This is a genomic window from Kitasatospora purpeofusca (assembly GCF_000718025.1).
Taxonomy (GTDB): Bacteria; Actinomycetota; Actinomycetes; order Streptomycetales; family Streptomycetaceae; genus Kitasatospora; species Kitasatospora purpeofusca.
This window is the reverse complement of record NZ_JODS01000003.1, coordinates 487,319-506,599: the sequence shown is the minus strand read 5'-3', so window position 1 is coordinate 506,599 and position 19,281 is coordinate 487,319. Positions and strand designations below refer to the sequence as shown.

Annotated in this window: 15 protein-coding genes, 1 tRNA gene and 1 pseudogene; 10 read left to right on the top strand and 7 right to left on the bottom strand. The window is 73.9% G+C overall.

Features of this window, described 5'->3' with window-relative positions; genetic code table 11:
• Positions 1-14 precede the first annotated feature (14 nt).
• Complete coding sequence (locus IF01_RS0108285) at positions 15-470, bottom strand: GatB/YqeY domain-containing protein (protein WP_030392639.1); 456 nt, start codon at positions 468-470, stop codon at positions 15-17.
• A 111-nt stretch (positions 471-581) separates the two neighbouring features.
• Between IF01_RS0108285 and IF01_RS0108280 the strand changes: the two genes are divergently transcribed.
• The 3 genes from IF01_RS0108280 to IF01_RS0108270 all read left to right on the top strand — a co-directional run bounded on the left by IF01_RS0108280 (position 582) and on the right by IF01_RS0108270 (position 2,382).
• Positions 582-1,196, top strand: coding sequence for a CGNR zinc finger domain-containing protein (locus tag IF01_RS0108280; protein ID WP_030392638.1), 615 nt, complete (start codon positions 582-584; stop codon positions 1,194-1,196).
• A gap of 66 nt (positions 1,197-1,262) precedes the next feature.
• Entirely contained in the window at positions 1,263-2,207 is a 945-nt protein-coding gene (locus IF01_RS0108275; protein ID WP_030392637.1) for a metallophosphoesterase, read from the top strand.
• A gap of 101 nt (positions 2,208-2,308) precedes the next feature.
• Positions 2,309-2,382 (top strand) — tRNA-Pro (locus IF01_RS0108270).
• Positions 2,383-2,459: 77 nt separating this feature from the next.
• On the opposite strand, the pseudogene IF01_RS51890 reads toward IF01_RS0108270, so the two are convergent.
• Positions 2,460-2,642: pseudogene (locus IF01_RS51890) on the bottom strand (site-specific integrase); the annotation flags it as partial.
• An 84-nt stretch (positions 2,643-2,726) separates the two neighbouring features.
• Here IF01_RS51890 and IF01_RS0108265 point away from each other — a divergent pair.
• The 3 genes from IF01_RS0108265 (at position 2,727) to IF01_RS0108255 (ending at position 6,872) form a co-directional block, all read left to right on the top strand.
• Positions 2,727-3,635, top strand: a complete 909-nt coding sequence (locus tag IF01_RS0108265; RefSeq protein WP_030392636.1) for a YDG/SRA domain-containing protein — start codon at positions 2,727-2,729, stop codon at positions 3,633-3,635.
• Between the two features lie 221 nt (positions 3,636-3,856).
• On the top strand, positions 3,857-5,275 hold the full coding sequence (locus IF01_RS0108260; RefSeq protein WP_244215462.1) for a YDG/SRA domain-containing protein: 1,419 nt from the start codon (positions 3,857-3,859) through the stop codon (positions 5,273-5,275).
• Positions 5,276-5,693: 418 nt separating this feature from the next.
• Positions 5,694-6,872, top strand: coding sequence for an IS701 family transposase (locus IF01_RS0108255; protein ID WP_051755014.1), 1,179 nt, complete (start codon positions 5,694-5,696; stop codon positions 6,870-6,872).
• A 43-nt stretch (positions 6,873-6,915) separates the two neighbouring features.
• Here the strand turns inward: IF01_RS0108255 and IF01_RS0108250 are convergent, their stop codons facing one another.
• Both IF01_RS0108250 and IF01_RS0108245 read right to left on the bottom strand, forming a co-directional pair.
• Entirely contained in the window at positions 6,916-8,145 is a 1,230-nt protein-coding gene (locus tag IF01_RS0108250; protein WP_030392633.1) for a serine hydrolase domain-containing protein, read from the bottom strand.
• A gap of 197 nt (positions 8,146-8,342) precedes the next feature.
• Positions 8,343-11,093, bottom strand: a complete 2,751-nt coding sequence (locus IF01_RS0108245; protein ID WP_030392632.1) for a helix-turn-helix transcriptional regulator — start codon at positions 11,091-11,093, stop codon at positions 8,343-8,345.
• Between the two features lie 193 nt (positions 11,094-11,286).
• On the opposite strand from IF01_RS0108245, the gene IF01_RS0108240 reads away from it, so the two are divergent.
• From IF01_RS0108240 to IF01_RS48130, 4 genes are all read left to right on the top strand, one after another.
• A complete protein-coding gene (locus IF01_RS0108240; RefSeq protein ID WP_030392631.1) occupies positions 11,287-11,664 on the top strand; it encodes a nuclear transport factor 2 family protein in 378 nt (125 codons plus the stop codon).
• Positions 11,665-11,809: 145 nt separating this feature from the next.
• Positions 11,810-13,264 carry a DHA2 family efflux MFS transporter permease subunit gene (locus tag IF01_RS0108235; RefSeq protein ID WP_030392630.1) on the top strand — a complete coding sequence of 485 codons (1,455 nt, stop codon included), beginning with the start codon at positions 11,810-11,812 and terminating at the stop codon, positions 13,262-13,264.
• A gap of 185 nt (positions 13,265-13,449) precedes the next feature.
• Positions 13,450-15,351 (top strand): S9 family peptidase, encoded by a 1,902-nt coding sequence (locus tag IF01_RS0108230; RefSeq protein WP_051740684.1) that lies wholly within the window; start codon positions 13,450-13,452, stop codon positions 15,349-15,351.
• 19 nt (positions 15,352-15,370) lie between these two features.
• Positions 15,371-15,943 carry a hypothetical protein gene (locus tag IF01_RS48130; RefSeq protein WP_157855180.1) on the top strand — a complete coding sequence of 191 codons (573 nt, stop codon included), beginning with the start codon at positions 15,371-15,373 and terminating at the stop codon, positions 15,941-15,943.
• A 46-nt stretch (positions 15,944-15,989) separates the two neighbouring features.
• Here IF01_RS48130 and IF01_RS0108220 read toward each other — a convergent pair whose 3' ends face one another.
• The 3 genes from IF01_RS0108220 to IF01_RS0108205 form a co-directional block, all read right to left on the bottom strand.
• Complete coding sequence (locus tag IF01_RS0108220) at positions 15,990-16,790, bottom strand: SURF1 family protein (protein ID WP_030392627.1); 801 nt, start codon at positions 16,788-16,790, stop codon at positions 15,990-15,992.
• A 233-nt stretch (positions 16,791-17,023) separates the two neighbouring features.
• Entirely contained in the window at positions 17,024-18,592 is a 1,569-nt protein-coding gene (locus tag IF01_RS48125) for a hypothetical protein (protein WP_051755013.1), read from the bottom strand.
• Positions 18,585-19,130: a SigE family RNA polymerase sigma factor gene (locus IF01_RS0108205; protein ID WP_045941962.1), complete on the bottom strand. Its 546-nt coding sequence runs from the start codon at positions 19,128-19,130 to the stop codon at positions 18,585-18,587. Before IF01_RS0108205 ends, IF01_RS48125 begins: the two co-directional genes overlap by 8 nt.
• Positions 19,131-19,281: the final 151 nt, after the last annotated feature.

The window sequence follows — 19,281 nt, the reverse complement described above, 5'->3', positions numbered from 1 at the left end:
GCTCAGCGGACCGGTCAGCCGGCGAGGGCGGACTTCACCGCGGCGGCCACCCGGCCGCCCTCGGCCAGGCCGTCGACCTTCGGCCGCACCAGCTTCATCACGGCGCCCATGCCCTGCGGACCGACCGCGCCGCTCTCGGCGACGGCGGCGGCCACGATGGCCGTCAGCTCGTCGTCGGAAAGCTGCTTCGGCAGGTAACCCGCCAGCACCTCGCCCTCGGCCACCTCACGGGCGGCCTGCTCGACCCGGCCGGCGTTGTCGAACGCCTCCGCGGCCTCCCGGCGCTTCTTCGCCTCCCGGCCGATCACCTTGAGCACCTCGGCGTCGGAGAGCTCGCGCTTCGTCTTCCCCGCCACCTCCTCGCTGGTGACGGCCGACAGCGTGAGCCGGATGGTGGACGAGCGCAGCTCGTCCCGGTCCCTGATGGCAGCCGTCAGGTCCTGGTGCAGCTGCTCCTTGAGCGTCGTCATGGCCCCGAGTCTCCCACCTGCCACGTTCCGGTGCCCACCATTAACGCCGCCCGTCCGCTCCCCCTCCCCTGCGCCCTTCCCTCACCATCGATAACCTCTTAAACTGGTTACATGACGGACGAGCGAAGCCCCGGTCTGGTCCTGCACTACCCCGGCGGAGCACGCTTCCACTTCGACCCGGGCGCGCTCTGCCTGGAACTGCTGCCCACCGGCGGCCCCGGCCCCTACGCCCGGTACGAGATCCTGCACCGGCCGTCCGGCCTGCTGGAGTGGCTCGGACAGTCCCGGCTCGGCCTGCCGGCGGACGCCGTCCGGATCAGCGACGACCAACTGGCCGCCGTCCGCACCCTGCGGGACGCCCTCCGGCGCCTCACCGCGGCCCGCGCGAGCGGTGGCCGCGCCCCCGCCGATCCCGCCGACCACACGGTGCTCAACCGCGCCGCCGCCCGGCCGCCGCTCGCCCCGCAGATCGCCCCCGACGGCACCGCGGCGCCGCCCCTGCCCGGCGACGGCGACCAGCTCGCCTCCACCCTCGCCCGCGACGCCATCGCCCTGTTCACCGGCCCGTACGCGGACCGGATCCGCGAATGCGGCGCCGACGACTGCCAGCTGCTCTTCGTCGACACCTCGCGACCGGGCCGACGGCGCTGGTGCTCGATGGAGCGCTGCGGCAACCGCCACAAGGTCCGGGCCCTGCGCGCCCGGCGCGAACGACCCGAGGGGTGACCGGACGTGTCCCCGGGCGCACCCCGACAGTTCACCTGCTGATCCGCCGTCTGAGAGCATGGACCGATGCGACCGCTGTACTCCGTTCCCCTCGGAATCGCCGCCACCGGCGCCGCCTGCCTCGCCTACTCCGTTGGGTACGAGGTCCGTTCCTTCCGCCTCCGCCGGGTCGAGGTCCCGGTCCTCCCCCGAGGCGCCCGACCCATCCGGGTACTGCAGGTCTCCGACATCCACATGGTGAGCGGCCAGGGCAGGAAGCAGCGCTGGCTGCAGAGCCTCGCCGGCCTCCGGCCCGACCTGGTGGTCAACACCGGCGACAACCTCTCCGACCCGGAGGGCGTCCCCGCCACCCTGGACGCGCTCGGCCCACTGATGGACTTCCCCGGCGTCTACGTCTTCGGGTCCAACGACTACTACGGCCCCGCCCGCAAGAACCCCGCCCGCTACCTCCAGGCCATGCGCACCGGCAGCCACGGCATGAACAACGCCGACGGCACCGCCCGCCGCGGCATCACCGGCGCCGTCCACAACCCCTGGGAGAAGCTCCGCGACGCCTTCGACGCCGCCGGCTGGCTCGACCTCACCAACACCCGGGGCCGCCTCACCGTCGCCGGCCTCGACCTGGAGTTCACCGGCCTGGACGACCCCCACATCCGGCGCGACCGCTACAGCGAGGTCGCCGGCGGCCCCTCCCCCGACGCCGACCTCTCCCTCGCCGTCGTGCACGCCCCGTACCTTCGGGTCCTCGACGCCTTCACCGCCGACCGCTACCCCCTGATCCTGGCCGGCCACACCCACGGCGGCCAGCTCTGCGTCCCCTTCTACGGCGCCCTGGTCACCAACTGCGACCTCGACGCCAAGCGGGTCAAGGGCCTCTCCACCCACCAGGCCGGCGGCCGCCGCTCCTACCTCCACGTCTCGGCCGGCTGCGGCACCAACCGCTACACCCCCGTCCGCTTCGCCTGCCCCCCTGAAGCCACCCTCCTCACCCTCACCCCGACCCCCCACTGACCCACCCGCCCCGCTCGCCGAGAAACCGGATTTCGTCTCTCGGCGAGCGTCCGGTAGAGTTCTACTCGTCGCGAAGGAGACGGAGCGACAAACAGAAAGACCGGGGTGTGGCGCAGCTTGGTAGCGCGCTTCGTTCGGGACGAAGAGGCCGTGGGTTCAAATCCCGCCACCCCGACCCAGTCCAGAGGGCCTATCGGAGAGATCCGATAGGCCCTCTGGCGTTTTGCGTACCCACCTGAGTGACCAAGCCTCAGGATCCTGGGAGAACAGGTCGTACATGACCGTTGCCCCGGTCCGGATCATCGCGCGGATCCGGCGGCGGTGGACCTCTTCGGTGACTGCCGTACTGGAGTGGCCGATCAAGCGAGAGATCTCTTCCAGGGGCACGCCGCTGTCCGAGAGCGCGGACACGAAGCTGTGGCGCAGTTCACGAGGGGCCCGACCGGCGGACGACGGCCCTCCTCCGTGCGCGGATTTAATCGCCGGCAGGTTGTCGTCACGCTGTGCGAGGCTGGACGCATGATTGGCGAGCCGCCCGACGCTTACGTCGGCCAGGAGTTCAGCACCCGCCGTTTGGCCCACGAGGCGGGAGTGCACCGTCCGCCACAGGCCGGCATCTGCGGCACGAAGGCGACCGGCGCCGAGTCGATCGTCCTCTCCGGTGGCTACAAGGACGACGAGGACTACGGGGACGTAGTGGTCTACACCGGCCATGGTGGACAGGACTCGTCGAAGAACCAGGTTGCCGACCAAACTCTGGACGACCCCGGGAACGCCGCCCTGGTCACCAGCTACCTGGAAGGGCTTCTCGTCCGAGTGCTGCGCGGGGCGCACAAGGACTCCAAGTACGCGCCCAAGACGGGTTACCGGTACGACGGACTGTTTCGCGTCACGGGGTACGGCAGCAAGCTCGGCATCGACGGTCACTTGATCTGGCAGTTCCGCCTGGAAGCCTGTGAGGGCACGCCGATCCCCGCTCCTGCAGACGAGGCAGACCTGCCCGCGGTCGACGAACTCCCGTTCGACGACGACCCCGACCAGCCCGCCGCCGGAAACGAAACACCCGACCGGACCACCAGTACAGTGCAGCGCATCGTCCGTAGCAGCGCCGTGAAGCGACAGGTCAAGGCCTGGCACGACAACCGGTGCCAGGTTTGCGCGTTGCGCATCGAGGTCCCCGGCGGCAGCTACAGCGAGGGCGCCCACATCCAAGCGCTTGGCAGTCCTCACAACGGGCCTGACATCGCCGCGAACGTTCTCTGCCTCTGCCCGAACTGCCACGTCATGCTTGACGCAGGCGCCATCGTCTTGACTGACGACCTCATCGTCATCAAGGGAGGCATCGCGATAGGGCCCCTCCGCACCCACCCCCAGCACAAGATCGACCTCAACTGCGTGCGCCAGCAACGCGAGCGCTGGCGTCAGTGAGGGGCTCCGGCTGAGCAGTGCCGGACCGGCTTCGGAACGAAGCGGCCATGGGTTTGCAGCCAGCCGTCCCGACCCGGTCCGGAGGGCCTGTCGGAGAGACCGACAGGCCCTCCGGCGTTCTGAGTGCCGACCTGGATGACCGACCCGAGTGAGCAACCCTCAAGATTCTGAGCCAACAGGTCACCCACGGCCTGTGATCATCCAATCCTTTTCATCACGCGATGATCGCCTACCGACAGGAGAGTCCCATGGTGCCGGCACGTCCCGGTGACGAGTTCTGCGCTGCGATAGATGCCCTCCGTGTCGACCGATCCTCCGGCAAGCCGGCACTTCACCAACCGATCACCCTGCTGTGGGCCGTCGCGCGGGCAGCCACCGGCCAGCCGCGATTGGCGTCGTGGAGCGAGGTACAGGGTGAGCTCCACCAGTTGCTGAAGCGCTATGGACGCCACGGCTCGGACCCCTCACCGGAGTACCCGTTCGTTGCATTGAGTCGATCGAGCCTCTGGGAGCTCAAGGACGTTGACGGCGACGTCCCGACGGCTCGTGGCTCGCAGTTGAAGAACTGGCTTCTGGAACAGAATCCGCAGGGCGGCCTCACCGAGTCGTTCCACACCCTCATGGCGACCGACCCCGTCGCACGACAGCAGGTCGTCGACAGACTGACGGATCGTTTCTTCGAATCCTCCAAGCCCGAAGATCTCCTGCAGCAGATCCACAGGGGCACCGCTGTCTTCGACGGCTTCGGGGCAGTCCCCGGTGTCAGCGACGGCCAGACCTTCCCGAACCGGAAGGAGCTCGCCGAGGCGCGGGTCCACCGGCCACTTCAAGCGGGAATCTGCGGCACGAAGGACAGTGGGGCGGAGTCCATAGTCGTGTCCGGCGGCTACGAGGACGACGAAGACTACGGCGACATCCTCATTTACACCGGGCAGGGTGGGCGCGACCCCGGCTCCGGTCAGCAGGTCCGCGACCAGAAGCTCACTCTGGGCAATGCTGCCCTGGTCACCAGTCTCGCCACAGGTGCCCCGGTGCGCGTCATTCGCGCGGAGAAGGAGCGGAAAGGCAGCTCGTCGGCACGGCACTACCGCTACGACGGGCTCTTCCGGGTCGAGGACTACTGGTCCGAACAGGGGCGTTCCGGATACCTCGTCTGGCGCTTCCGGCTCGTTCAGCTCACCGGCCCTGCGACGCCCGCCCGATCTGCCGCAACACTCGACGTGCCTGCCGGCAACGAGACGCCGTCACGTGTGGAGGCCACGGCCCAGCGCATTGTCCGGAGCACTGCCGTGGCGAACTACGTCAAGAAGGTGCACGACTTCCACTGCCAGGTGTGCGGAACGCGTCTCACCGCCCCGACCTACCCCTATGCAGAGGCCGCTCACATTCGGGGACTCGGGCGCCCGCACCACGGGCCTGACATTGCCGACAACGTGCTCTGCCTCTGCCCCAACCATCACACCCTTTTTGATTTCGGCATGCTGATCATCGATGACGATCTGACCGTTACCGACCGGTCTTCGGGATCGGTCATCGGGCAGTTGCGCGAAGCTCCCGGCCATCAGGTCGATCGGGAGCATCTCGCGTATCACCGTGAGCACTACTCGGGGCTGGGCTGGCACGGGCCCAGTGACACATAGGAATCCAGGGACAGCCCAGGGGGCGGGCCGTACGAGGTGTGGGCCGGCGGAGCCGGGCCGAGCGGGGTCGGGCTCGTGGGGTGTGGTCGCCGGGGTGTGGGGTGGGAATCCGGGGGTTGTCCGTGGGCGGTCGGCCGGGCCCGGGGGTGTGGCGCCGGTGCTGGACGAGGTCGGTCTGGAGACGCCGGCGCACTGCATGGCGGCCGCTCCGGAGGAGGTCCGGGGGCGGGGGTGGAGCTCAACCGGCCTTCTGTGCCGAACATTTGACCGTGTGCGTTGCGCGGCCGTCGGCCACCGGGATACCGGAATTCGCCAAAGCGGTTCCGGGGCGCGGAGGGGAGTCGGAACAAAGCGATCGTTCACTATCCTCCCGAGGACGGCACCTCACGGCACCACACCACCCCGGGGAGCTCATCACATGGACGCGCAACCCCTCTCACTGGTCGGCGAAGCCGCCGTCTCCCGGTTCGCCGAGCAGGTCTTCGCCCATCTGGGCCGGACCGACCAGCGTCGCTGGGCCAGGGCCTATCTGCAGGGACTGCTCGCGGCGCCCGGCCGCAAGTCGCTGGCCAACATGGCCGCCAGCCTGACCAGCGGGCCGGCCGCCGCGGCCACCGTCTCGCTCTCGCTCCAGCAGTTCATCAACGGCAGCCCCTGGGACTGGCGTCCGGCCCGGCGGGTGCTCGCCGAACTGGCCGCCGGGCCGCGCCCGGTGCGGGCCTGGACCGCCGGGCTCGCGGTCGTCCCCAAGCGCGGCGACCAGGTGGTGGGGGTCCATCGGCGGTTCGACCCGGCGACCGGCCGGACCGTCAAGTGCCAGGCCGCATGCGGTCTATTCGTCGCCACCGACCGGGATGCCGTCCCGGTGGACTGGTCTCTGCTGCTCGACCCGAGCTGGACGGACGACCCGCAGCGGCGCGCCCGGGCCCGGATCCCCGGGGAGGTCGCCCCGCTCCCGGCGGGCGAGTTGCTGGTCGGGATGGTGGACCGGCTCGCCGCCCACCATCCGGTGGCGCCGCTGGTCGCCGGCCTGGACGCGGCGGACGACCCGATCCGGCTGGCCGCCGCGCTCGCCCGCCGTTCCGTCCCGTACCTGCTGGAGGTCCGCGGCGGCCAGGCCGTCCGGCCCGTGCTGCAGGCCACCACGGGCCGGCACGGGCGGGTGCGACAGGGTGCCGTGGCCGCCGAGTCGCTGTTCCCCCGGTGGCGGTCGCGGACGGCGGCGGGCACGGTGGCGGTGCTGCGCGGCACCCCCGTGCTGCCGCCCGGCCCGGCGGCCGCACCGGCCTCGGTGGCGTCGGCGGCGTCGGCGGCGCCGGTGCACCGGCTGTGGGCGCGGTGCGACGGCGACGGCGGGCCGCGGCGGTACTGGCTGACCGATCTGGCCGAGGACGCCCCGGGCGTGCTCGCGCTGCTGGACGCCGCCTCGGCCACCCGGAGCACCGTGGACCGGCTCGGTTCGGACTTCGGCCTGCTGGACTTCTCCGGCCGCTCGTACACCGGCTGGCACCACCACATGACGCTGGTCTCGGCCGCGTACGCGCTCGGCCGGGACCTGGCCGTCCGGGTCGGGGGCACCCTCCGGCACTCCGCCTAGCCGCACGGCCACCTCGCCGCCGGGCCGCGACCGCACGGCCCGGTCAGGCGTCGACGGCCTGGTAGACCGTGGTCCAGAAGTCGTGGATCAGACGGGCCGAGTCGGGGACGGTCATCCCGACCTGGGTGAGCACGATGCCGACGAGCCCGTGCTCCGGGTCGGCGTAGGTGGAGGTGCCGCTGCCGCCGTCCCAGCCGAACTGGCCGACGGGGGCGTAGTCGCCGCGATAGGTCCGCACCGCCGAGCCGAGGCCCCAGCCGCCGTGCTGCCCCTGGCCGTAGGACAGGTGCACGTTGTCCTTGGCCAGGGTCTCGCGCAGGGCGGTCTGCTCCGGGGTGAGGCGGTTGGTGGTCATCAGCTCGACCACCGGGCGGGAGAGGACGCGCTCGCCGCCGTGCAGCCCGCCGTCGAGCAGCATCCGGAAGTAGGCGTGGTAGTCGTCGACGGTGGAGACCAGGCCGCCGCCACCGCCGGGGAACGCCGGGGGCTTGCTCCAGCGGCCGTCCGCCGGCTCGTCCCAGACGTGGAACTCGCCGGTCTGCGGGTCGGGGGCGTAGAGGGCGGGCAGCCGGTCGATCTTCTCGGCGGGCACGTGGAAGCCGGTGTCCGTCATCCCCAGCGGACCGAAGACCCGCTCGCGGAGGAAGCTCTCGAACGACTGGCCGGTGACCCGGGCGACGAGCACGCCGAGCAGGTCGCTGGCGATGTGGTACTGCCAGCGCTCACCGGGCTGGTGCATCAGCGGGAGCGTGCCGAGGCGGCGCAGCCACTCGTCCGGCTCCGGCATCGGCTGCGGCAGGTCGGGCGTGAGGCCGTTCTCGATGATCGCGCCCATGATCGGGCTGCCCAGCGCCGTGATGTCCATGCCGAGGCCGAAGGTCGAGGTCAGCACGTCCCGGACGGTGATCGGTCGCCGAGCCGGCACGGTGTCGTCGAGCGGGCCGTCGATCCGCTTGAGGACGCGGCGGTCGGCGAGCTCCGGCAGCCAGGTCTGCACGAGGTCGTCCAGCCGGAGCCGGCACTCGTCGAGCAGGACCGCGGCGGCGGCCATGGTGACCGGCTTGGAGGTGGAGGCCATCCGGAAGATCGTGTCCCGGCCCATCGGCGCGCCGCCGTCGTGGCGCATGGTGCCGATGGCCTCGACGTGTGTCTGCCCGCCCCGGCCGATCAGGGCGACGACGCCCGGGATCCGACCGGACTCGACGTGCCGCGTCAGCACCTCGCGCACCTTGCGCAGGCCCTCGTCGGTGAAGCCGCCGTTGCTGCTGGTCATGTTGACCTTCCCCGCCCTGTTGTGTTCGTGAACTTCTGAACACTGAGGAAGCTACATTGCGTTCATGGGTTCGTCAACGCCAAATGAAGAGCCAAGCCCGTAAATACTGGGCAGATTTCCATTCGTTGCAATGGATCCGAAGTCGAAATGCAATGCCCCGCCGCACGAACCGTTGCAATGGGATCGGAGCGGCGGGGTCAGGCGCGGAACAGCGCCGCCAGCTCCGTCCGCGAGGCGATCCCCAGCTTCGGATAGGCCTTGTAGAGGTGGTGCCCGACGGTCCGCGGGCTGAGGAAGAGCTGCGCGGCGATGTCCCGGTTGGTCAGCCCCCGGGCCGCCAGCCGGGCGATCTGCAGCTCCTGCGGGGTGAGCACCGTCAGCGCGCCCTCGGCGGCGGCCGGGGCCGGGGCGGCGGTGCCGGTGGCGGTCAGTTCGGTGCGGGCGCGGTCCGCCCAGGGTTCGGCACCGAGCCGCTCGAAGACCTCCAGGGCGGCGCCCAGATGCGGGCGGGCGTCCGTACGGCGGCGCTCCCGCCGCAGCCACTCGCCGTACAGCAGCGCGGTGCGGGCGCGTTCGAACGGACGGTGGGCACCCTCGTGCAGGTCGAGGGCCGCCCGGTAGGCGGATTCGGCGAGTTCGTCCGGCCCGAGCAGCGCCTGGCAGCGCAGTCGCAGGGCCTCTGCCCAGGGCGTCCCGGCCGCGGCCGCCCAGCGGGCGAAGCGCTCGTACGGCTCGGCCGCCCGTTCCGGTTCGCCCAGCCGGACGGCCGCCTCGACCAGGTCGGGAACGGCCCGGGTGGCGCCGACATGGTGCCGGTACGGCCCGGTGGTGAGCGTGTGCAGCCGGTCGGCGGCCGCCGCCGCGCGGCCCCGGCCGAGGTCCAGCAGGGCGCGCGCCCAGTGCGCCCACGGCTCCCCGGCGGCGGGCGCGGCCGAACCGGGGACCAGCGCCGCCGCAGCGAGCTCCGCGCACCGCTCGTCGGCCCCCGCGAGGGCCGCCACACAGGCCAGCAGCGAGGCGAGTTGGCTGGTCCACTGGGCCTGGCCGGTGTCCCGGGCGAGCGCCAGGCCCTCCGTCGCCGTCACCTCGGCGTCGCGGTGCCGGCCGTGGAACAGTTCGGCCTCGGCGAGGAAGAACTGCAGCGTCGGCAGCACCCCGACCGTCCCCTTGACGCGGGCCTCGGCGGTGAGTTCGGCGGCCAGCTCCAGCGTCTCGTGATCCCGGCCGAGAACGAGGGTCGCCCCGCACAGCTGCACCAGGTCGACCGGGCTCTCCGCCCCGGCCTTCCGGGCCGCCGCCGCGGTGGCGCGGACGTCGGGCAGGGGGCCGGCGGGACGCCCCAGCGCGGGCAGCACGGCGGCCGGCAGGTGCCGGGCCAGCGGGGCGAGCGGTTCGTCCGCGCCCAGCGGCAGGGCGGCCAGCCGGTCGAGCACGGTGGCCACCGGCTCCTCGCCGACGTACCAGGCGGCGTGGAAGGCCTGCAGCAGCATCCGGGCCGCGTGCGCGGGCTCGATGTCGGTCGCGGCGGCGTCCAGCAGCAGCCGGTACGCGGCCGGGTAGGCGCCGCGCCAGAAGTGCGCGACGGCCCGGACCTGGTCCAGCAGCGCGTGCGCGAAGACGCTGTCGGTGCGCTCGCCGGCCCGGTCGGCGAGCGCCTCGGCCAGCTCCAACTTCCCTTCCTCGGTGGCGGCTTCGGCGGCCAGCACCAGGCGGCGGGTGGCACCGTCGCGGTCCGGGGTGAGCCCGGCGGCGCGCTCGTACGCGGCGGCCGCGCCGCCGTGGGCGCCCCGGGCCTCGGCCCGCGCGGCGGTCCGCTCCAGCGCGTCGGCGAGTCCGGCGTCCGGCGCGGTGGCGGCGAGCGCGAGGTGCCAGGTCCGCCGGTCGCCCTCCTCCAGAACCTCGCCGAGCGCCCGGTGGGCGGCCAACCGCTGCTGGAGCGGGGCCCGCTGGAGGACGGCCGCGCGCAGCAGCGGGTGCCGGAAGGCGAACCGGCGGTCGGTGCCGACGGCGACCAGTCCGGCCCGTTCGGCGGGCTCCAGCGCGTCGGCGCCCGCCCCGAGCGCGGCGGCGGCAGCCAGGACGACGTCCAGCTCGCCGTTCTCCTCGGCCGCGGCGACCAGCAGCAGGGTCTGGGTCGCGGGCGGCAGACCGGTGACCTGGCCGTGGAAGGCGATCCGGAGCCGACTGGTGAGGGCGAGCCCGCCCGACGCCAAGTCAGCCTCGGTGGACGGCAGTTCGACGAGGGCCAGCGGATTGCCGGCGGCTTCGGCGAGCAGTCGGCGACGGGCCGGACCGGTCAGGGCAGGTCCGGTGCGGGCCGCTCCCGAACGGTCGTCGAGCAGGCGGACCGCGTCCGGTTCGGCCAGGCCGGTGAGCCGCAGCTCGGGCAGGCCGGCCAGCGGTCCGACCGCCGTCCCCGGCCGGGCCGGGCCGCCCTCCCCGGCCCCCGTGTCCCGGGCGGCGAGCAGCAGGGCGACGCCCTCGGCCTGGAGCCGGCGGGCCGCGATCAGCAGGGCGTCCAGCGAGGAGCGGTCGAGCCACTGCACATCGTCGACCACGCACAACAGCGGCTGCTCGGAGGCGAGTTCGGCGAGCAGCCCGAGCGTGGCCAGCCCGGTGAGCAGCCGGTCGGCGCCACCGGCCGGCTCGCCGAGTCCGAACGCGCCCTCCAGCGAACGCCGTTGCGGGCCGGGCAGGGCGTCCAGCCGGTCCAGGCCGGACGACAGCAGCAGACTCAGTCCGGCGAAGGGGAGTTCGGCCTCGTACTCGACACCGGTCGCCCGGACCACCCGGAACCCGTCGCCGGCCGCCGCCACCGCGTACTCCAGCACGGCCGTCTTGCCGATCCCCGGCTCGCCGCGCAGCAGCAGGACGCCACTGCGACCGCCACGCGCCCCGTCGAGCAGCGCGTCGACAGCGGCCCGCTCCCGTTCCCGTCCGTACAGCACCCCGGTCCCCCTCCCCGCCGACCCCCGTGTCCGGCGGGTTCGACCCTACTGGCGCCCACCTCGGTACCCCCTACCTATCCGTGACCGATTCGCCCGCCGGCCGGCGTCCGTAAGTTTTCGACCAGCGGGAACGGCCCACCGGCCGCCGCACCGAGCACCGCACCAACCACCGCACCGGACAAGGGAGAAGACCATGAACGCCAACCTGCCCACCGACCTCGGACAGCTCGCCGCCCGCTACCTCGCCGCGTGGAACGAGACCGACCCGGCCGCCCGCCGGAAGCTGATCGACGAGGCGTGGGCCGAGGACGGCCGCTACACCGACCCGCTGGCCGCCGTCACCGGGCGCGAGGGCGTCGACGCGCTGATCGGCGCGGCGCAGGGGCAGTTCCCCGGCCTGGTGTTCACCCTCGGCCCGGTCGACGCCCACCACGACATCGCCCGTTTCACGTGGAACCTCGGCCCGGCCGGGGAGGAGCCGCTGGTCATCGGCTTCGACGTGCTGGTCGCCGACGCGGAGGGCCGGATCGCCTCGGTGCACGGCTTCCTCGACCGCGTCCCCGGCGCCTGAGCCGTCGGCCTCCTCCGACCGCCGGCAGTACCCACCGGGGCGGGCGACACCTGCGCCCGCCCCGCCCCGGCCCCGGCCCTGGTCCCGGAACGCCCGCCATGTCCCGCCGCACGCACTCCCGCCACGTACCGACCCGGAGCAGACGATGTCCAGCACCCTGACCGACCGAAGCACCGACCGAAGCACCGACCGGCGCACCACCCGCACCACCGCCGCCCCGGCCGCTGCCGCCCCCGCCCCGCGCGGCCTGCTGCCGGTCCTGCTGACCGCGACCTTCATGACCGCCCTCGACGTCTTCGTCGTCAACGTCGCCATCCCCTCCCTCCAGACCGACCTGAGAGCCGGCCCCGCCGCCGTCCAATGGGTGGTCGCCGGCTTCGGCCTCGCCCTCGCCGTCGGGCTGATCACCGCCGGCCGGCTCGGCGACCGGTACGGCCGCCGCCGGACGTTCGGCCTCGGCCTGGCCCTGTTCACCCTGGCCTCGGCCGCCTGCGGCCTGGCCCCGACGGCGGGCACCCTGGTCGGCGCCCGGGTCGCCCAGGGGCTGGCGGCGGCGCTGATGGGCCCGCAGGTGCTGGCGATCCTGCGGACCGCGTACAGCGGCGCGGCGCAGGCCCGGGCGTTCGCGATGTACGGGCTGACGATGGGGCTCGGAGCGGTGTTCGGCCAGCTGATCGGCGGCGTGCTGATCCGCGCCGACCTGTTCGGCCTGGACTGGCGCAGCTGCTTCCTGCTCAACCTGCCGGTCGGCGTGGCCGCCCTGGCCCTGGTGCGGCGCTGCCTGCCCGAGTCCCGCGCCCCGCACCGGCCGGGACTCGACCCGGTGGGCGTCGTACTGGTCACCCTCGCCCTGACCGGCCTGGTGCTGCCGCTGATCCAGGGCCGCGAGAGCGGCTGGCCGCTGTGGACCGGGCTCTGCCTGGCCGGGGCTGCGGCGCTGCTCGTACTCCTCACCGTTCATCAGCACCGGCGCGGGCGGTCGGGCGGCTCGCCGCTGGTCGACACCCGGCTGTTCCGGGACCGCGCCTTCACCACCGGTCTGCTCGCCCAACTGGTCTTCTGGCTCGGCCAGGCCTCGTTCTTCCTGGTGCTCGCCCTCTACCTGCAGCCGGGCCTCGGCCTGGACGCGCTCGGGGCGGGCCTGGTCTTCACCGCGATCGGCCTCGGCTACCTGCTGACCTCCACCGCCGCGCACCGGGTGGCCGCCCGGCTCGGCCGGCAGGCGATCGCGCTGGGTGGGCTGCTGATGGCCGCCGGTCTGGGCCTGCTCTGGCTGGCCGTGCACCTGACGGGCACCACCGGCAGCGTCTGGTGGCTGGCACCGGGCCTGTTCGTGGACGGGCTCGGGATGGGGCTGGTGATCGCCCCGGTGACCTCGCTGGTGCTGGCCGGCGTCGAACCCCGGCTGGCCGGCTCCGCCGCGGGCCTGGTGGCCACCGTGCAGCAGGTGGCGGGGGCGCTCGGGGTCGCGCTGATCGGCATCCTCTACTACGGCGCCGCCGACCCGGCCACCGCCTTCGGGCGCAGCCTGGGAGCGCTGGCGGTCCTGGAGGTGCTGCTGGTGGGCCTGGTCCAGCTGCTGCCCCGCCGGACGGGGTGAACGGGCCGGGGAAGGACCGGAACCGTCGGAACGACCCACAGGACCGGAACGACCCACAGGACCGGCAGGACCCGCAGGAGCGCGAGGCCCGGAGGAACGGGGCAGGGGAGGGCCGCACCGGCCCTCCCCTCCCCCGTTTCCCCGTCCCGTTCCGTTTCCTCGCCCCGATCTGGTTGGGTGGGTGGATGAGCGAGGAGAAGAGCGCCGTTCCGGCGTGGGAGCAGCGGTTCAGGGCGGCACGGGTCTCCCTGCCGGACTGGGCCGAGGACGCCCCCGACCGGGCGCTGTACGTGTCCAACTCCAGCGGTACCTACGAGGTCTACGCCTGGGACCGCGCCACCGACACCCACCGGCGGGCCACCGACCGCCCGAACGGCACCACCGATGCCGAGCTGTCCCCCGACGGCGAGTGGATCTGGTGGTTCGACGACAGCGACGGCGACGAGTACGGCGTCTGGCGCCGCCAGCCGTTCGCCGGCCGTCCCGAGGGCGCCACCGGTCCGGACGAGGAGGCCGTCCCCGGTCTGGCCCCGTCCTACGAAGCGGGTCTCGCCCTGGGCCGGGACGGCACCGTGGTGGTCGGCCGGTCCACCGACGAGGACGGCACCACCCTGCACCTGCGCCGCCCGGGCGCGGCCGAGGCCGTCGAGATCTACCGGCACGCCGAGTACGGCGGTGTCGGCGACCTGAGCCACGACGGCACCCTGCTGGCCATCGACCACACCGAGCACGGCGACGCCATGCACGGCGCGATCCGGGTCGTCCGCCTCTCCGGCGACGACGCCACCGCCACCGACGGCGTCTCCGCCGTCCCCACCGTCGCCGAGCTGGACGAGGTCACCGGCCACGAGCACCCGCGCGGGGTCGCCTGCCTGGGCTTCGCGCCCGTCGACGGCGACACCCGGCTGCTGGTCGCCCACCAGCGCACCGGCCGCTGGGAGCCGATGATCTGGGACGTCGCGACCGGCAAGGAGACCGCCCTGGCGCTCCGCGACGAGCAGGGCCGCGAGCTGCCCGGCGACCTCTCCGCCCAGTGGCGCCCCGGCGCCCGCGCGCTGCTGATCGAGCACGAGTACGAGGCGCGCAGCGAGCTGTTCTCCTACTCCCTGGACGACGGCGTGCTCACCCGGCTGGACACCCCGCGCGGCACGGTCGGCGGCGCCACCCCGCGCCCCGACGGCACGGTGGAGTTCCTGTGGTCCTCCGCCGCCGACCCGTCCGCCGTCCGTTCCACCGCCGGCACGGTCGTGCTGCGCGCGCCCGGTGCCGTCCCGCCCGGCTCGGTGCCGGTCGAGGACGTCTGGGTGGACGGGCCGGGCGGCCGGGTGCACGCGCTGGTCCAGCGGCCGGCCGGGGCGGGCGAGGGCCCGTTCCCGACCGTGTTCGAGGTCCACGGCGGTCCGACCCACCACGACAGCGACTCCTTCGCGGCCGGGCCGGCCGCCTGGCTGGACCACGGCTTCGCGGTGGTCCGGGTCAACTACCGCGGCTCGACCGGCTACGGCCAGGCCTGGACGGACGCGCTGCGCGAGCGGGTCGGCCTGATCGAGCTGGAGGACATCGCGGCCGTGCGCGGCTGGGCGGTGGAGAGCGGACTGGCCGACCCGGACCGGCTGGTGCTGGCCGGCGGTTCCTGGGGCGGCTACCTCACGCTGCTCGGGCTCGGCGTGCAGCCCGAGCTGTGGAGCCTCGGCGTCGCCGCCGTTCCCGTCGCGGACTACCTGACCGCGTACGACGACGAGATGGAGGCGCTGAAGGCGATCGACCGCACGCTCTTCGGCGGCACGCCCGAGGAGGTGCCCGAGCGCTGGACCGCCTCCTCCCCGCTGACGTACATCGACCGGGTCGCGGTGCCGGTCTACATCAGCGCCGGGGTCAACGACCCGCGCTGCCCGATCAAGCAGATCGACAACTACGTCGAGGAGCTGGAGCGGCTCGGCAAGCCGCACGAGGTGTACCGGTACGACGCCGGGCACGGTTCGCTGGTCGTGGACGAGCGGATCAAGCAGTTGCGGTTGGAGATCGACTTCGTCCGCCGGCACCTCGGCGGCCTGCCGGTCGGCGAGAATCGGGCGGACATCGAGTAGTGGCGAACGGGGGACACGGGTGAGACGCCTGCTGACGATCCTGGGGGCGGGGGTGGCCGGGGCGCTGGTGCTCACCGGCTGCTCGGGGCAGGACGGCGGTGACGGCGGCGGGAGCGCGGCCTGTCCGCCGTCCTCCTCGCCGTCCTCCGCCGCGCCGTCGTCCCCGCCCTCGTCGTCCCCTCCGGTGGCCGTCGCTCCGTCGGCGGCCGCCTCCACGGCGGTGAAGGCCGCCTTCCGCACGGCGGTGGCCGGTGGCGGGGTCGGGGAGCAGGGCGGTGTGGTGCTGCTCGCCAAGTCGGGCTCGAAGGGGTCGAAGAGCTCCAAGAGCTCGAAGAGCGGCCGCACGACGCGTCACCACACCGACCGGTACGACTCGGACGACGATTCCAACGGCAGCGGCAACAACAACGCCCGCCGGTGCGACAACCCGCCGCCGACGGCCTCGCCGTCCCCGACCGGCTCGCCGTCACCGACGCCGTCGGGCACGGCGGCGGCCCCGACGCCGTCGGGCAAGGCACCGTCGCCGGTGCTGCCGCCCAAGTCGGCGGCCCCGGCGGTACCGGCCGTACCGCCGGCCAAGCCGACCCGCTGACGCGACTGCGGCGCGCCCCTGGGCCGGGGCGCGCCGCAGTCGTCGGTCAGTCCAGGACCGGGTCCAGTCCGAGGGCCCGGTCCTGCTCGGCCTCCGCCTCCCGGCGCAGCAGCCGGAACCACATGAACACCACGAAACCGCCGAAGACGAACCACTCCAGCGTGTAGCCGAGGTTCTGGAACGCCCGCAGGGAGAGGCCGTCACCGCCCTGCGGCTGGACGGTCGGCACCGGGGTGAGGCCCTCCGGCGCGACGTCGGCGGACACCCAGCCGTCGTACCAGCCGTCGAGGGCGAGCTTGTTGACGAGGGCGGCACGGTTGATGGTGCCGAGCTGCCCCTCCGGGAGACCGCCGGCCACGGCGCCGTTGCTGCCGCTGGTCTCGCCGGCCTGGAGCCGGCCGCCGAGGGTCACCTCGCCGGTGGGCGTGTCCACCGGGGCCCCGGGCGCGGACGCCCCGGCCGACGGTGTCCCGGGCGCCCAGCCGCGGACGACCGCGACCGTCCGGCCGTCGTCGGTGCGCAGCGGGGTGAGCACGTAGTAGCCCTGCCGACCGTCCAGCACGCGGTTGGGGACCAGCAGCTGGTGCTGCGGGTCGAAGGTGCCGGTGACCGTCACGGCGCGGCCGACGGTGTCGGTGGTGACCTGCGGCCGGTCGGCGGCGAGCAGTTCGCCGAGCGGACGGGGCGCGCCGACGTCGTTCACGGCCCGGCTGATCTCCTCGTGCGAGGAGACGCGGTCCTCGAACCGGCCGAGCTGCCAGGAGCCGAGCCAGACGCACACCGCGACGGCCGCCACGGCCAGCGCGGTGCCGCTCAGCCAGCGCGGGGTGAGGAGAAACCGGTACACACCCCCCACGGTAACCACTCCTCACACTCCGCCCGTCCCCAGGCCCCCACCTCGGACCGGAAAGTCGGCCCCGCCGACTTCCCGCGCGGCTCCGGCGGGGGCCGACGAGGCGGTCACCCCGCGGACGTCACGGACGTCGTGAAGGCCGCGGACGTCGCGGACGTCGCGGACGTCGCGGAGGTCGCGGAGGTCGCCCCCGCCGCCCTCACCCCTCCGTCCTCACCCCGCCGTCCTCACCCCGCCGACGGCGAGGCGCCGGGCGTCGGGGCCTGGGCGTCCGGCGCGACGACCCGCGGCGCGGTGCGGTAGACCGTGCCCGCGCAGGCATCGGCCAGGACGACCCGGGCGGCGGTCGGATTGCCCGGGGCCGGGGTGTACGCCAGGGTGACGCTCGACGAGGCCCTGCTCGGCCCGGGCACCGGGGTCGCGGACGGGCTCGGGGTCCCGGTGCTCCCCCCGGTCGTCGTGCCGCTCGGCTGCGGGGCCGTGCTCGGCGACCCGGTGGGACCGACCGCCGGAGTCGCCCCGGTCGCCCCGCTCTGCTCGCTCGCCCCGACGGGAGCACCGGTCGACGTGCCCGGCCCGCCCGGCCGGGCGCCGGTCGCCGCGATGCCGACGGGACCCGAGCCGGTGCCTCCGCTCGAACCCGCACCGGAGCTGGACCCGGAGCCGGAACCGGAACCGGAGCCCGTGGTGCTCGGGCCGCCCGCACCGCCGGGACCGCCGGCCCCCGGCAGGGCGCCGCCCCCGCCCGTCCCCGGGCCGCCGGTCGCGCCGCCGTCACCCACCGCGGACCCGGTGGCACCGCCACCGGCCGCCCCGCCGCCGCTCGCCCCGCCCGCCGTGGCGCCACCGGTCGAGCCCGCTCCCCCGGAACCGGCGGAGGCGCTCGGTGAGGTCGTCCCACTCGGGACGGGACAGCCCGCCGGGTCCGGGATCCACGCGATGTCGACCCGGTAGACCGCGCGCGGCGCGAGCACGAGGCCGTTGCTCCCGGCGTCGGCCCCCGCCGCAGGGCCGGCCGAGGGCCCGGGCGCGGGCAGACCGGTCGCCGGGTCTCCGGCGGTGTGGAAGGCGATCCGGATCCTCGCGTTGTCCGCCCCCGTGCTGCCGGTGGTGCCGCCGGCTCCCGTCCGGCCCGTGACCGTGACCGATCCGGGCCCGCCGAGCCGGCAGCTGCGTCCGGAGACATTGGTCATCGTGAAGGAGCCGTAGACCCGGCCGTCCGCGTCCGGGGCACCGAGCTGCGCGGTGCCCTGTCCGAGGTCGGCCCGGGTGCACAGGTCCAGGACCGGGGCGTCGGTCCCGCCGCCGGTGGCGGCGGGGCTCGGGCCGAAGGTGCCGGGCAGCTGACCGGTGCTGCTCGCACCGGCGCTCGCCCCACCGTCGACGCTGCCGGACGGGCTGCCGGGGGCGGTCGAGGTCCCGCTGTCGGAGACCGGCGGCCGGTGGGCGCCGCCGGAACCTCCGCCGGGGACGGTGCCGGCGACGCTCGGGGAGACACTGCCGCTGCCCACGCCGGAGGAGCCGGGGCCGCCGGACAGGCCGAGGTGGTCCGTGGTGTGCAGGGCCGGCAGGAGGAAGGAGGCGACCACGGCCACGGCGGCGGCGCCGGTCCAGGCCCCGCGCCGGGCGGCCCTCCGCCGCGGCACCGCCCGGCGGATGCGCTGCAGTCCGCCGGGGTCCGGCTGGACCTCGGCGACCGCCCGCAGCATCAGCTCCCGGACCAGCCGCTCCTCGTGACCGGCCGACGCCGGGACGCCCGCGCCGCCGCCGTCAACCGTCCGACCGTCCTCAGCCATGCCCGGCCTCCATCTGGACCCTCAGCGCGGCGAGCCCCCGTGAGCCGTACGCCTTCACCGAACCGAGCGAGATGCCGAGGGTCTCGGCGACCTGCGCCTCCGTCATGTCCACGAAGTAGCGCAGCACCAGCACCTCCCGCTGACGGCGTTGCAGACCCCGTAGCGCGACCTTCAACTGGTCCCGCTCCAGCGCATCGTAGGCGCCTTCTTCTGCACTGGCCATGTCAGGCATCGGCTTGGGCAGCAGCCGCAGCCCGAGGATCCTGCGCCGCAGCGTCGACCGGGACAGGTTGACCACGGTCTGCCTCAGATAGGCGAGGGTCTTCTCCGGTTCCCGCACCCGGCGCCTGGCCGCGTGCACCCGGATGAAGGCCTCCTGGACCACGTCCTCGCAGCTCGACAGATCGTCGAGCAGCAGCGCGGCCAGCCGCAGCAAGGAGCGGTAGTGCGCCTGATAGGTCTCGGTGAGCAGGTCCTCGCTGGTACCGGCAGCGGTACCGGCGCCAGGACCCGCGGCACCGGGTGCAACTGCCGTCATCTGGCTTTCTTCCGGCCTATCCGCAGGCCACTGGACACGCGACGGGAACGTCACCGCGGCTGCCGCCGAGATGCCCGCTCCTGCCCCCACCATCACGTTCGCCACGCCCGTTTGACACTCGATCCCCTGTCATGGTTGCCCGGCCCGGCGC